The following is a 14586-nucleotide window of genomic DNA, read 5'->3' on the forward strand; positions in this document are numbered from 1 at the left end:
CTGATCGAGTCTGCTGACCCCCTCGACGAGAACGCAGCGACATCACAGCCACCCAACCCCGACCGTCCGGGAAGCCGGGACACGTCACATGACCTGTGCTGCGGGCGTGGGACTGTGGATTTAACGGTGTTTCCGGCCCTGACGCGCCGCGCGTGATGCGTGGTGGGAAAGCTGCCGTGATGACTACGACACTGGACGTTGTGAGTTCGAAGAAGCACCAGAACGATGACCGATCCGAGGAGGCTGCTGCGGCGGCCGAGCTGGTCCGGCTGGCCAAAGAACAGGGCCTTGCCCTGACGGGGCCGGACGGGCTGTTGAAGCTGTTCACGAAGAACGTGCTCGAGACAGCGTTAAACGAGGAGCTCACCGAGCACCTCGGGCACGAGAAGAACCGTGCCGGCCCTGACCGTGAGGGCGGAAACGTGCGCAACGGAACCCGACCCAAGACGGTGCTCACCGAAGCGACCGGTCAAGTCACGATCGAGGTCCCTCGGGACCGGGACGGGTCGTTCGAACCGCAGATCGTAAAGAAGCGCCAGCGCCGTCTGAACGGGGTCGAGGAGATCGTGCTGTCGCTGTATGCGAACGGGCTCACCACCGGCGAGATCAGCGCGCACTTCGCGCAGATCTACGGCGCCTCGGTCAGCAAGGAGACGATCTCGCGGATCACGGACAAGGTCATCGAGGAGATGAATGAATGGGCTGCTCGGCCTCTGGACGAGGTGTACGCGGCGATCTTCATCGACGCGATCGTCGTCAAGATCCGTGACGGGCAGGTCGCCAACCGGCCCATCTACGCCGCGATCGGGGTGACCTTGGCCGGGGAGAAAGATGTCCTCGGGCTGTGGGTCGGGACCGGAGGTGAGGGTGCGAAGTTCTGGATGAGCGTCCTCACGGACATCAAGAACCGTGGCGTGCGTGACACGTTCTTCCTCGTCTGCGACGGACTCAAGGGACTGCCCGAGGTTGTCAGCAACGTGTGGCCGCTCACGACGGTGCAGACGTGCATCCTTCACCTGATTCGCAACACGTTCAAGCTCGCCTCGAAGAAGGACTGGGACGCGCTGAAACGCGACGTGAAGCCGATCTATACCGCCCCGAGCCCGACCGCCGCTCGGGTGGCGCTGGAGGAACTGAACGAGAAGTGGGGCAAGAAATATGGGGCGATCATCCGGCTCTGGGAATCAGCATGGGAAGAGTTCATCCCGTTCCTGGACTACGACCTCGAGATACGGAAGGTGATCTGCTCCACGAACGCGATCGAATCCCTCAACGCCCGATACCGACGCGCGGTGCGGGCGCGGGGACATTTCCCGACCGAGCAGTCGGCGCTGAAGTGCCTGTATCTTGTCACCCGTAGCCTCGACCCCACCGGTCGCGGCCGCACCCGATGGACGATGCGGTGGAAGCCCGCTCTCAACGCATTCGCCATCACCTTCGCCGACCGCTGGCCGGCCGCGGAGACCTACTAAATGAAAACCGCCGGAAACACCGTTACTGAGATAGTCCCGCGGGCGTGTCGAGTGGGTCGTCCAGGGGCGACGCAGGAGCGTCGACGCGACGTGCTGAGAGGTGGTTCCAAGGCATGGCGTAAGGTCAGGAACGGCGTCGCTCCCTGCGCAGGAGGGAGCGCAGAGTCTCGGCGTTCGCGTAGCCGACCCGTAGCGCGATCTCGGCGGAGGTGAGGTCCGTGGTTGCTGAGAGGTGCCGAGCTCGTTCGATGCGAAGCCGTTGGACGAAGCCGAGCGGAGTGAGGTTGAGCGCCGCACGGACTCGTCGTTCGAGGGTGCGCCGGCTGGTGCCGAGCGACTGCGCGACGAAGGCGACGTTGAACGGTTCGTCCAGGCGGGCGCGCACGAAGCGTTCGAACTCGACGACGATCGGGTCCTCGTGCCGGAGATGTTCGTAGGCGACGAAGGCCGCCTGCGACGGACGCTCGTCGATGATGAGGAGCTTGGCGACATGTTGGGCCAGGTCGGGGCTGATCGATCGCACGAGTGAGAGCGCGAGGTCGATGTGGGCGAACGCTGCGCCGGCGGTGACGAGGTTCCCGTCGACCACGACCATGGTGTCGAGATCGAGGGCGACGGTCGGATAGCGCTTCAGGAACTCCGGTCCCAGGAACCAGCTGGTCGTCGCCCGCCGATGATGCATCCGTCCGGTCTCGGCGACAGCGAACACGCCGGTGCACGCCGCGGCGATCCGGGTGGTCGCCTCGTCGAGGCGCCCGAGCGAGGCGATGACCGCACGAGCATCTCGGCTCTGGAGGGCGTCGTTGGTAGCGGCGGCCGTAAGGGTTCCAAGTGCAGGGACGACGACCACGTCGAACTCTGCGGACTCCGACAGCGGGTGGTCCACCGACAGGGTCATCGATGCCGTCGTGGTCACTCTCCGTTTCGGTCCGAGGATGGCGAGTTCGATCGGGTCGATCCGCGGGTCGACATCGCCGCGGGCTCCGTCGGCCACCCGCACGATGTCGATGATCGACGCGATAGCCGAACCGAAGCAGCCGTCGATCGCGATCAGTCCGATACGCATGACGTAAACAATAGCAATACTGCCGTATACGCCACTTCCCACCGGCCATCGCTCGTCATACGCTGAACTCGTCCCACGAAGAACCACGACCTCAAGGAGAGTCCCTCATGTCCACACCCGCATCACTTCCGTATGCTTTCGTCGCCAAGATCGTCGCGGCCGATGGACAGCACGACGCGCTCGCCGATCTGCTCGCCGGCGCTGTCGCACTCGCCAACGAAGAAGTAGGAACGATTGTCTGGTTCGCGGTCAGGACCCACGCCGACACCTTCTGGATCTTCGATGCATTCCCCGACGAGGCCGCTCGAGACGCCCACGCCAACGGCGCCATCGTCGCAGCCCTGATGGCCAACCAGCACCTCCTCGGCGCAGCACCCGAGATCCTGGCGGCCGACGTCCTCGCGTCCAAGCTCCCGTAGTCCGCCAACGCACGAGACGATCGCGCCCCGCCGAGCCGTCGGACCCGACCGCCTCGACACCCGTACCACGTTGACGATCCCCGACGGGCCGATCACGGGGAGGCCAGGCAACACCAGGCGCAAGCCTGGAGCGGCACTGGTTCACCGGTGGTCATCGAGAGAGCCAGCGCGGTTCCATGGCAGCGCAACTGTGGCAACTTGCCTTCCGTCCCGCTAGGCGCTGTGGGCGGGTCTTGGTTGCGATCCGTTGCCGTGACGGGAGACGCGTTGCGCGTCGCAGCGATAACGGGTCGTTGGCGTTCCGGGGTCGTTGCGTTCGTGCGCGCCGCGCGTGCGGCATGGAGCATCTCGCTGCGCACAAAACGATCGCTGCGCCTACGCACCGTTGACACATCGCACGTCCAGGTCGCGACACAACGCCCCGCCGCGTTGCCAAGCGGAGCGAGGCCTACCGGCACACGGACAGGATGCCGGCCGCGAGCGCTCAGCCGGCGAGGGGTCCGTCGCAGAGGAGAGCGACGTCGGTGTCAGGCAGAGCCGTGAGGCCAGCGCATCGGGCGACCACCAGAACCGAACAGCCCCTGGCCTGCGTTTCCGCAGGTCAGGGGCTGTTCGCCGGAGCTGCCTGTCGGAATCGAACCGACGACCTAATCAGGCTCTTCCCAGATGAGGGTGTAGTTGGCGTTGGCGTGGCGGTCCCGGGATGGACGTCGAGGTCTCCCGAGGATGAAAGGTTCCTACACGCTGCATCCGAGAGACCTCGACTTGTCTGACGCTACCGTCGGCGAGCGCTCTGGCGCGTTCGCCCGCCCTGACCTGACCACGTTCTGCCGCCTCGATGAGCTCGACCTCGTCGTGACCGGTCAACGCCTCGAGCCCGCGCGAGCGGTGCTCGCCTGCCGGGTCCTGACCCCTGATGAGTGGTTCCGACGCTGCGGCGCCGAGGGCGCTGCTCGGGACACGGTCATCCGTTGACTCGCGCACGAGCCGCTGGGGTGGCGACCCACCGTCCTTGAGGTCGCGGTGCGTCGCTACCGCTGCACCGGCTGCGGACACGTGTGGCGCCAAGACACCACCCGCGCGGCCGAGCCACGGGCGAAGCTCTCGCGCCGCGGGCTGCGGTGGGCACTCGAAGCGCTCGTCGTGCAGCACCTCACTGTTGCCCGGATCGCCGAGGGGCTCGACGTCGCCTGGGACACCGCCAACGACGCGGTCCTGGCCGAGGGCAAGAGGGTCCTGATCGACGACGCCGACCGGTTCGACGGCGTGAAGGTCGTCGGCGTCGATGAGCACGTGTGGCGCCACACCAGGCGTGGCGACCGGTACGTCACCGTGGTCATCGACCTCACCCCGATCCGCGATGGCACCGGGCCGGCACGACTGCTGGACATGGTTGAGGGCCGCTCGAAGGAGGCGTTCAAGACCTGGCTCGCCGCCCGCCCCGACTCCTGGCGCGACGGTGTCGAGGTTGTGGCGATGGACGGGTTCACCGGCTTCAAGACCGCGACCACCGAGGAACTTCCCGACGCGGTCGCGGTCATGGATCCCTTCCACGTCGTCCGCCTCGCCGGCGACGCACTCGACCGGTGCCGCCGGCGTGTGCAGCAAGCCATCTACGGCCACCGCGGGATGAAGGGAGATGGCCGCCTCGAGCACCTCCGCGGCTCCGCGCTCGGGTTCCGCAATCTCACCAACTACATCGCTAGAAGCTTGCTCGAGACCGGAGGCTTCAGACCGCGCCTACACCCTGGATTGGGATGAGCCGTTAAAGCACGGGGCGTCAGAGCACGGGGCGTCAGAGCACGGGGCGTCAGGGGCCGACCGCGGTGCTCTCATCGTCGATATCGGTGATGAACGCAACGGCCGCGTAGACGATCTTCGCGAAGTCGAGCGCCCCGTCCTGGATCGCGGAATTGTCGATCACGTAGGCCAGCGACACCGGGAAATTCTTCATCCCCGCATGCGGCGCCTCGCCAGCGATCCGGCCCGCGAAGACGATCCCGAAGATGCGCAGATCGACGGAGCCGTCGTCGTTGATGCGGATCAACCGCGGATCCGCGGCATCCGGATTCACACCCTGTTCCTGCAGCGCAACCAGGGTGGTGCGGTAGGCGATGGCCTCGTCGAGAACCGCGAAGAAATAGTCGGGGCGGTCCGGTCCGGGCACCTGCCGCAGCAACCGCGCTTCGGCAGGAAGCTGTGCCGGCAGATCGGCGGGTCCGGTCTCGGCTTCGACGATGCGCAGGCGGGAACTCATACAGTCAGCGTACCGGCGTCGGCAATATCTCTTGCGACGCACTTCTGCACGGGAATAGGATGGAAGGCTGTCGCGCCGACCGGCCGACGAAGCCGAGCTGAGGAGGACACCATGGCCCCGACGACTGTCACGATGTCCATCGCCTCCGGCTCGCGCGCACACCACCAGCGCGACTGACCACCGCTCGCAGCTGGTCAGCGCTCCGCCCCGGCTGCAACACCGGATGCCGCAGCATCCGCCCTGTCTTCGTCTTCGTCTTCCGCTCGCAACGCAACTGAGAGTCATGTCTGTCACTTCCTCCTCGTCGTCCCTCTCCACCTTCGCCGCACTCTGGCGGCTGAAACCCTTCGTGCGCCCCATCGTGGGCCGCTTGATCGGCGGCGCGGCCAGCGCGCTCGCCGCCGCCGTCATCGCCCTGATGATCCCGATCGTGCTCGAGCAGATCGTGCAGGGCCCGATCAAGTCAGGCGTCTTCGGACTGCTTCTCGCGGGTGCATTCGCCGTACTCGCACTGGGTCTCGGCGAGGCCGCGATGGTGTGGCTGCGCCGCTGGTTCGTGCTCACGCCGGCCACCGAGGTCGAGTTCCAGATGCGGGCCACGCTGTATGCACGACTGCAGAACCTCCCGGTCGCATTTCATGACCGCTGGCAGTCCGGGCAGCTGCTCAGCCGGATGATGCAGGACATCAGTCTCATCCGCCGCTGGATCGCGTTCGGGCTGATCCTGCTGGTCGTCAACATCCTCACTATCGGCATCGGTGCCGTGCTGCTGTTCCGCTGGCACTGGCTGCTCGGCGTGATCTTCCTCGTCACCGGTGTGCCGATGTGGATCCAGGGATACCTCTTCGAGAAGCGCTACGGAGTGCTCGCTCGCCGCAGCCAGGACCAGGCCGGCGACCTCGCCACCAGCGTCGAGGAGAGCGTGCACGGCATCCGCGTGCTCAAGGCATTCGGCCGCGGCACGCACGCCCTCCGCCGATTCAGCAGCCAGGCCGAGACGCTGCGCGAGACCGAGATGAACAAGGCTCGGTCGGTCGGCCAGATCTGGTTCTGGCTCGACCTCATGCCGCAGATCGCCTTCGGCCTCAGCCTCATCACCGGCATGTGGCTGATCTCCATCGAGGCCATCGAGCTGCCGCAGCTGTTCGCCTTCTTCGCGATGGCCACGGTGCTGCGCTGGCCGATCGAATCGATCGGCTTCCTGTTCTCGTTCATGCTCGACGCCCGCACCGCCACCGACCGCGTGTTCGACATCTTCCAGGAGACGAACACCATCACCGACCCGGACGACCCGAAGCACCTGCAGAATCCGCGCGGCGAGCTCGCCTTCGAGGGGGCACGGTTCCGGTACCAGGATGCCGGCGTCGCCGAGCGCGATCTGCTCGACGGCATCGATCTCGTGCTGCGGCCCGGCGAGACCATGGCACTGGTGGGCCTGACCGGCTCCGGCAAGACGACGCTGACGACCCTGCCCGCACGCCTCTATGACGTGACGGGAGGCCGCGTGACGCTCGACGGCGTCGACATCCGCGACCTGGAACTGAGCGAGCTGCGGCGGCACATCGCGATGGCGTTCGAAGATGCCACGCTCTTCTCCGCATCCGTTCGCGAGAACGTGCTGCTCGGCCGGGCCGAACTCGACGTGCACAGCGCCGAAGCCGAACGTGTGCTGCGCGAAGCGCTCGACGTCGCGCAGGCGGGCTTCGTCGACACACTCCCCGAGGGAGTGGAAACGGTCATCGGCGAAGAAGGTCTGAGCCTCTCCGGCGGTCAGCGGCAGCGCCTGGCGCTCGCCCGCGCGGTGGCGGCCCAGCCGAAGGTGCTCGTGCTCGACGACCCGCTGTCGGCTCTCGACGTCGACACCGAGGCTCTCGTGGAAGAAGCGCTGCGTCGTGTGCTCGCCGAGACGACTGCACTGATCGTCGCGCACCGACCGTCTACTGTGGCGCTCGCCGACCGTGTCGCACTGCTCGAACGAGGCAGGATCACCGCTGTCGGCACGCACTCCGATCTGCTGCGCACCAGCGCCCACTATCGGCATGTGATCTCCAGCCTTGAGGCGGATGAGGCCGTGCGCACCGGAACGATCCCGATCATCACCGACGCCGTCGCAGCAGCTGACGCGCAGAACCGCGACGAGGGGGTGCAGGCATGACCGTCATCGGAACCCAGGGCGAGGACCGCTCGAACTACACGAAGGAAGAGAGCCGTGCCATCCGGCAGCGCTCGCTGCGCCTGCTCGGCTCGCTGATTCAGCCTTTGCGCCTGCGCATCATCGTCGCCGCCCTCGTGCTCGTGGTGTCGACGGCGCTGCAGGTCGCCGGCCCCATCCTCATCGGCATCGCGCTCGATGACGCACTGCCGCAGCTGCTGGAGGCTGCGGATTGGATGCCGGCCATCATGGTGACGGCGGTATTCCTGCTCGCCGGCATCTTCGGCGCCGCGCTCATCGGCATCTACGTCGTGCTCGCCGCGCGCATCACCCAGGCGGTGCTGCTCGACCTGCGAAAGCGCATCTTCCTGCACACTCAGCGCCTCAGCCTGGAATTCCACGAGTCGTACACCTCGGGCCGGATCATCTCGCGCCAGACCAGTGACCTCGACTCGATTCGCGAGCTGCTCGACGGCGGACTGAACAACCTGGTCTCCGGCGTGCTCTTCGGGCTGTTCACGTTCATCGCGCTCGTGATCGCCGACTGGAAGTCCGGTGTCATCCTCGCACTCGCCGGCATCCCGCTCGCGCTGCTGATGCGCTGGTTCTACCAGCGCTCGCAGCTCGTGTACCGCGAATCGCGCGTGATCAGCGCCAAGGTGATCGTGCAGTTCGTCGAGACCATGACCGGCATCCGCGCGGTGAAATCCTTCCGCAAGGAGCCGCGCAATGACGTCGCCTTCCGCAAGGTGGCCGGCGACTACCGCGACGTGAACCGACGCTCCATGGTGCTGTTCGGCACCTTCGAGCCGGGGCTGATGGCCGTCGCCGGGCTCACGCTTGCGCTCGTGGTGCTGTGGGGCGGCATCCGCGTCTCCGAGGGCACGCTGGGAGTCGGCGTGCTGCTGGCCGCCGTGCTGTACGTGCGCAACTTCTTCGCGCCCATGCAGGACGTGGCGATGTTCCTGAACTCGTACCAGTCCGCGACAGCGGCGCTGGAGAAGGTCTCCGGCGTGCTCGACGAGCAGCCGACAGTGCCCGACCCGGAAAAGCCGGTCGACCTGTGGACCGCGCGCGGCGCCGTCCGCTTCGACGAGGTGACGTTCGGGTACAACGGCGAGAAGACGATCCTGCCGAACTTCACACTCGACATCCCCGCCGGACAGACGGTTGCGCTCGTCGGCACGACCGGCGCCGGCAAGTCGACCCTCGCGAAGCTCGTCTCGCGCTTCTACGACCCGACGGTGGGTGCAGTCACGCTCGATGGCATCGACCTGCGGATGCTGCATCCCAAGGACCTGCGGCGTGCGATCGTGATGGTCACGCAGGAGGCGTATCTGTTCAGTGGGACCGTCGCCGACAATATCGCGCTCGGCAAGCCCGATGCGACGCTCGACGAGATCCGCGCGGCCGCGCGGGCCGTCGGCGCCGATGGCTTCATCTCGTCGCTTCCCGACGGGTACGGCACCGATGTGAACAAGCGCGGCGGTCGGGTGTCGGCGGGGCAGCGGCAGCTGATCTCGTTCGCGCGTGCGTTCCTCGCCGACCCGGCAGTGCTCATCCTCGATGAGGCGACCGCGTCACTGGACATTCCGTCCGAGCGGCTCATCCAGGAAGCCCTGCAGACACTCCTCGCCGACCGCACGGCGATCATCATCGCGCACCGACTGTCGACGGTGGCGATCGCAGACCGTGTGCTCGTGATGGAGCACGGCGAGATCATCGAGGACGACACCCCCGCGGCGCTCATCGCCGGCACCGGAAAGTTCGCGCAGCTGCACGCCGCGTGGCAGGAGACCCTCGTCTAGAACATGGGGCGCGGTGATGGCGAGCGTGATTAGGGTGAGTGTGTGGAACCGTTCTGGACGCTGGCAGCTGAGCTCTGGTGGATCGTGCCCGTCGTCGGCGGCACCGGAGCGGCGCTGTTCGCGGTATTCCGGAGGCACGAAGTCGTGAACGGCAAACGGCTCGGCTATGACGCTGCGCGGCTCGAGCTGCGACAGGCACAGGAAGACGCCAAGACGGCGACGGTCTCCGCGCGCGTGGCGCGAGCCGAGGCGGCGCGCGTGCACGCCGATCGTGCGGCATCACGGGCGGACGCTGCGGCCGTCGCCACCGCACGACGGGTTCTGCGCGAGGCCCAGCTGCAGTCGAAGGCAGCGGCCGCCAGGGTGAAGGCCGGGCGGGCGCGGGTGGCGGCTGAACGCACAGCACTGAGCGCCGGCGGATTGCGTCCCTTGGACCGGCTTCGCGGACGCCACGATGCCGTGCTCGCACGTTGGATGGAGTATGAGACCGATCCAGCGAAGATCCTCGCCTTCCCGGCGATGAGCGATGGCCGGCATCCGGTGACGGCTTCTTTCCTGGCTGCGCTGCAAGACGCGCGCGACCGGCGGCCCCATACCGATGGTGCGCGCTTCACGGCATCCGACTACGGCGCGTACCGCGATGCGGTGGAGCGGCTCGAGCGCAACTTCGACGCGGCCGAGCGCTCGGTGCGCGGTGAGTCGAGGTCTACGGACATGCCGGAGGCGCTGCGCGATGCGGCGCGCACCTTCGTCGAGAAGTCGACGGATGTGCTGAACCAGACCACCGACGCGCTGAACCGGTTCTGGCCGCCGCGTCGTCCGCACGACGGCTGATCGACCTCCGTCAACTCATGCGTGCGCGGGGGCGGCGACGGAGCCTCGGTGGGGGAGGGGATCCGAGACCCCGCCGCCGGTCTAGTTCGTGACGCGGATCTGTGCGATGACTTCGGAGTACTCGGTCTCGCCGACGGGTTCGAAGCCCATATGGCGGAAGAACGCCTCCGGGCCTTCCTCGCCGGCTTCGTAGATCACGTTCACGTGATCGACTCCGCGGGCGCGGGCCTCGTCGATCAGAGCCTTGACGGCGAAACTGCCGATACCGCGACGCTGATCATCAGCATCGACGTTGATGCGCCACAGCACGCTGCGGAAGTACTCGTCCGGAGTATCGGCGTCGAAGCTGGCACTGACGAAGGCGACGACCTCATCGCCATCGAGCACGACGCGCTGCCACGATGTCTGCGGGTTCACGACCGTGGCTGCGATCCCGTATGAGACCGGAGCCAGGAACTGCTCCTGCCCAGGTTTGAGGGACAGGTTGTTGACGGCGACGATCGTCGCCGCGGAGAGTTCTACCACGCGCAGTTCCGACATGCTCCCAGGCTAACCCCTGGAGGACGATCGTGGTGGAAACCGCAGAAACCGGCGACATGAATGGTCGCAAACGACGCACACCTGGCTCGGGTATCTTGGTATCGAGATAAAATCTGCACTTGCGAACGGAGATCCGGTGACCGACGACGCCATCATCTACACCTACACAGACGAGGCGCCAGCCCTGGCCACCGCCTCGTTCCTGCCGATCATCAAGGCCTACACGGGTCAGGCGGGCATCGAGGTGGAGACGCGCGATATCTCGCTGGCGGGCCGCATTCTGGCGGCCTTCCCCCAGAAGCTGACCCCCGAGCAGCAGGTCGGCGACGCGCTGGCCGAGCTCGGCGGCCTGGCCACGCTGTCCGAGGCCAACATCATCAAGCTGCCGAACATCTCGGCATCCATCCCGCAGCTGAAGGCCGCCGTCGCCGAACTGCAGGCCGCCGGCTACGACATCCCCTCCTACCCGGACGAGCCGCAGTCCCTCGATGAGAAGGACGTGCGCGCACGCTACGACCGCATCAAGGGATCCGCCGTGAACCCGGTGCTGCGCGAGGGCAACAGCGACCGACGCGCGCCGCTGGCAGTGAAGAACTACGCCAAGAAGCACCCGCACCGCAACAAGCCCTTCGCCGAGGGTTCCAAGACTCGCGTCGCCACGATGGGGCACGACGACTTCAAGCACAACGAGCGATCCTGGGTCGCAGCCCACGATGAGGTGCTCAGCTTCCGCCACACGGCGGAAGACGGCACCGTCACGGTCCTGAAGGAAGGACTGAAGGTGCTGCCGCGCGAGATCATCGACGCGACGTTCCTGTCGGCATCCCACCTCGACGAGTTCCTCGCAGAGACGCTCGAGGCCGCGAAGGCCGATGACGTGCTGTACTCGGTGCACCTCAAGGCCACCATGATGAAGATCAGCGATCCGATCATCTTCGGCCACGTGGTGAAGGTCTTCTTCAAGGACGTCTTCGCGCAGTACGGCACGCAGCTCAAGGCCGCAGGCCTCAGCGCCAATGACGGTCTCGGCTCGATTCTCTCCGGTCTCACCGATGTCGCCGACGGCGAAGAGATCGCCGCCGCCTTCCAGAAGGCCATCGAGCAGGGCCCCCGACTCTCGTACACCAACTCCGATAAGGGCATCACCAACCTGCACGTGCCCAGTGACGTGATCGTCGACGCGTCGATGCCCGCACTCGTGCGCAACGGCGGCAAGCTGTGGGGCGCTGACGGCGGCGAGAGCGACACCCTCGCGGTCATCCCCGACTCGTCGTACGCGGGCGTCTACCAGACGGTGCTCGACGACGTCATCGCGAATGGACCGCTCGACCCGGCGACCATCGGCACGGTGCCCAACGTCGGCCTGATGGCCCAGGCCGCCGAAGAATACGGCAGCCACGACAAGACGTTCGAGATCCCCACCGCTGGCGTGGTGCAGGTGCTCGACAGCGAAGGCGCGGTGCTCATCGAGCACACCGTCGGCGCTGGCGACATCTGGCGTGCCACGCAGACGAAGCACATCCCGGTGATGGACTGGGTGCGTCTCGCCGTGACCCGCGCCCGCGCGACCGGCGACCCCGCCGTGTTCTGGCTCGACGCGAACCGCTCGCACGACGCGCAGATCATCGCCAAGGTGCACCAGGGCCTCGCAACACTCGACATCGAGGGCCTCACCATCACGATCCTCGCCCCCGAAGAGGCCACTCGCTACACGCTCGCGCGCATGCGCCACGGCCTCGACACGATCTCGGTGACCGGCAACGTGCTGCGCGACTATCTCACCGACCTGTTCCCGATCCTCGAGGTCGGCACCAGTGCGAAGATGCTCTCGATCGTTCCGCTGCTCGCAGGCGGTGGGCTGTTCGAGACGGGAGCCGGTGGGTCCGCGCCGAAGCACGTGCAGCAGCTGGTCGACGAGAACTACCTGCGCTGGGACTCGCTCGGCGAGTTCTTCGCGCTCGCCGCATCGCTCGAGCACTTCGCTGATCACGCCGGCAACGAGAAGGCACGCATCCTCGCCGAGACGCTGGATGCCGCCACTGGAACGTTCCTCGAAGAGGACCGCTCACCCGGGCGCGCTCTCGGCACGATCGACAACCGCGGCAGCCACTTCTACCTCGCTCTGTACTGGGCGCAGGAACTGGCTGCGCAGACGAAGGACGCCGACCTCGCGGCCGCTTTCGGGCCGATCGCGGAGACCCTCGCCGCGAAGGAGTCGCAGATCGTCGAAGAGCTGAAGGCCGTGCAGGGTTCGCCGGTCGACATCGGCGGGTACTACCGACCCGACGTCGAGAAGGTCGAGAAGGCGATGCGCCCGTCAGAGACGCTGAACAGCGTCATCGACGCGATGATCTGATCGCACGCATACAGACGAAAGAGGGGCGGATGCTACGGCATCCGCCCCTCTTTCAATCTCTGATCGATCAGTCGTGCACCCAGACCTCTGTGCCCTTGGTGGCCCATTGCCAGACGAAGTGCGCGGAATCGGTGGTCATGTTCACGCAGCCGTGGCTCATCGGCTGGCCGAAGTTGCTGTGCCAGTAGGTGCCGTGCAGCGCTTCGTCTCCATTGAAGTAGGTGATGTACGGAACGTTCTCGGTGACGTACTTGCTGCCGTCTGCGTTGGACCCGCGCATGTCCTGTGTACGCAGCTGCGCGTAAACGCGGAATCGGCCGGTGTGAGTGGGGGTGCCGGATCGACCCGTCGAGACCGCCCACGACTTGACGAGCTTCTCGTTCTCGTACAGGTAGGTGCGCTGCTCGCTGAGATCGACTTCTACGCGACGGAAGAGGCTCGTCGATTCGAAGGGCGTCGCGGTCACCGGCAGGGCGAAAGCCGCATCACCGTCGGCGAGATGCGATGCGAAATCGGATGCCACGCCCGAGGTGTCTCCCAGCACACGACCCTCGACACCGGGTGTCAGCGCCTTCAGAACAGTGCCGGCGGAATCGACGATGTTGGTCGCGTTGACGATGTCACGGTTGACCAGGTCGGGAAGGGTGTCGACCATCGTCTGGATGGCCGTCTGATCGGCAGTGATCTTCAGCTCGCCGTCGACGGGGGCCACGTCCAGCCAGGTGGCGGCTACGGCCGGGGTGACTGGCACCGTGCGCTCGTCGCCGACGTAGAAGCCGATCTTGGACAGCATCTCGTTGAGCTGAGTGGCGGTGGCGGCGGCTTGGTCGTCGGTGATCTGTGCGCCGACTTCGGTGGAATCGGCAGAGAACGCGAAAGTGGTCTCGCCCTTGGCGGCCGCGGTGGAGAACGCCTTGGTCAGTGCATCGACTGAGATGCCCGTGCCGGCGGCGGCGGCGGTGGTCGTGTACTTCGCGGCCGCGGGATCGAACACGACGGTGGCGTCGGTGGGCTCGGTGTAGCTGATCGGCACGGCGGCGCGCAGCACGCGATCAGCCGCATCCTGGTTCAGCGTGATCTTCGCGGGGACGGGGTCGCCCATCCAGGTGGTGAGGTTCCACATCGGGCGGTCTGCGAATGCCTGCTCGGCGAGGGCAGTGGCGTCGACGCTGACGCCGAGGTCAGCGCCCTTGATCGTCGTGCCGTCTTCGGCTCCGGTCAGCTCGATCTGGGTCGACGCGAGCTGGCCGCTGACCGACTCCGCGGCCATACCCGGCGTCATTCCGCCGACGGAGACACCGGCGATCGTCGTGCCGGGCGCGATGAGGACAGTAGATGCTCCGGCCGCGGCCAGCAGCAGGACACCGACTCCGATGCCGATCCAGAGACCGAGGCGCCGCTTCTTCGGCGCAGGCTCGGCTGGAGCCCACTCGACAGGCTGGCTGCCATCGCTCGGCGGCAGCACAGCGGTGGGAGCGTCAGAAGAGGTCGCATCGTCAGCGCCCGTTCCAGGTCCGGTGATCAGATCAGTCACGAACTCACCCCCCAAGGCACAACGTGACGTATGAATTCATGCTACGGGACGGTATATAACGACGGGGCCACGGTGGGCAGTCGCACGCTTCTGGTGGGTAACATTTGGGTAACCTGCGGTGCCGAGATCGGGCTGCTCACCAAGGTGA

General features: G+C 66.4%; 10 protein-coding genes and 1 pseudogene. 7 read left to right on the forward strand and 4 right to left on the reverse strand.

All coding sequences use genetic code 11. The features are described from left to right. Window positions 1–179 precede the first annotated feature (179 nt). Window positions 180–1472 carry an IS256 family transposase gene (locus tag FM104_RS05765; protein WP_087131111.1) on the forward strand — a complete coding sequence of 431 codons (1293 nt, stop codon included), beginning with the start codon at window positions 180–182 and terminating at the stop codon, window positions 1470–1472. Between the two features lie 124 nt (window positions 1473–1596). Here FM104_RS05765 and FM104_RS05770 read toward each other — a convergent pair whose 3' ends face one another. Further along, window positions 1597–2538 carry a GlxA family transcriptional regulator gene (locus FM104_RS05770; protein ID WP_087130506.1) on the reverse strand — a complete coding sequence of 314 codons (942 nt, stop codon included), beginning with the start codon at window positions 2536–2538 and terminating at the stop codon, window positions 1597–1599. 107 nt (window positions 2539–2645) lie between these two features. Here FM104_RS05770 and FM104_RS05775 point away from each other — a divergent pair, with 107 nt between their 5' ends. Together FM104_RS05775 and FM104_RS05780 are read left to right on the forward strand one after the other, a co-directional pair. Then, window positions 2646–2957: a putative quinol monooxygenase gene (locus tag FM104_RS05775; RefSeq protein WP_003941073.1), complete on the forward strand. Its 312-nt coding sequence runs from the start codon at window positions 2646–2648 to the stop codon at window positions 2955–2957. Between the two features lie 765 nt (window positions 2958–3722). Then, window positions 3723–4598 (forward strand): annotated as a pseudogene (locus FM104_RS05780) (ISL3 family transposase); the annotation flags it as partial. 169 nt (window positions 4599–4767) lie between these two features. On the opposite strand, the gene FM104_RS05785 reads toward FM104_RS05780, so the two are convergent. After that, window positions 4768–5214, reverse strand: coding sequence for a hypothetical protein (locus tag FM104_RS05785; protein ID WP_087130507.1), 447 nt, complete (start codon window positions 5212–5214; stop codon window positions 4768–4770). A gap of 283 nt (window positions 5215–5497) precedes the next feature. Here FM104_RS05785 and FM104_RS05790 point away from each other — a divergent pair, with 283 nt between their 5' ends. Genes FM104_RS05790 through FM104_RS05800 form a run of 3 tightly spaced genes read left to right on the forward strand, consistent with a single transcriptional unit; the run spans window position 5498 to window position 10008 of the window. Continuing rightward, window positions 5498–7369 carry an ABC transporter ATP-binding protein gene (locus FM104_RS05790; protein WP_087130508.1) on the forward strand — a complete coding sequence of 624 codons (1872 nt, stop codon included), beginning with the start codon at window positions 5498–5500 and terminating at the stop codon, window positions 7367–7369. Beyond that, entirely contained in the window at window positions 7366–9174 is a 1809-nt protein-coding gene (locus tag FM104_RS05795; protein ID WP_087130509.1) for an ABC transporter ATP-binding protein, read from the forward strand. Before FM104_RS05790 ends, FM104_RS05795 begins: the two co-directional genes overlap by 4 nt. A 42-nt stretch (window positions 9175–9216) precedes the next feature. Then, entirely contained in the window at window positions 9217–10008 is a 792-nt protein-coding gene (locus tag FM104_RS05800; protein ID WP_087130510.1) for a hypothetical protein, read from the forward strand. Window positions 10009–10089: 81 nt separating this feature from the next. On the opposite strand, the gene FM104_RS05805 is transcribed toward FM104_RS05800, so the two are convergent. Further along, complete coding sequence (locus FM104_RS05805) at window positions 10090–10548, reverse strand: GNAT family N-acetyltransferase (RefSeq protein ID WP_087130511.1); 459 nt, start codon at window positions 10546–10548, stop codon at window positions 10090–10092. 136 nt (window positions 10549–10684) lie between these two features. On the opposite strand from FM104_RS05805, the gene FM104_RS05810 reads away from it, so the two are divergent. Beyond that, window positions 10685–12904 carry an NADP-dependent isocitrate dehydrogenase gene (locus FM104_RS05810; RefSeq protein WP_087130512.1) on the forward strand — a complete coding sequence of 740 codons (2220 nt, stop codon included), beginning with the start codon at window positions 10685–10687 and terminating at the stop codon, window positions 12902–12904. A gap of 67 nt (window positions 12905–12971) precedes the next feature. Here the strand turns inward: FM104_RS05810 and FM104_RS05815 are convergent, their stop codons facing one another. Next, entirely contained in the window at window positions 12972–14438 is a 1467-nt protein-coding gene (locus FM104_RS05815) for a L,D-transpeptidase (RefSeq protein WP_087130513.1), read from the reverse strand. Between the last annotated feature and the right edge of the window lie 148 nt (window positions 14439–14586).

The sequence above is a fragment of the Microbacterium esteraromaticum genome (genome assembly GCF_900163815.1).
In the GTDB taxonomy this organism is placed as follows: Bacteria; Actinomycetota; Actinomycetes; order Actinomycetales; family Microbacteriaceae; genus Microbacterium; species Microbacterium esteraromaticum_B.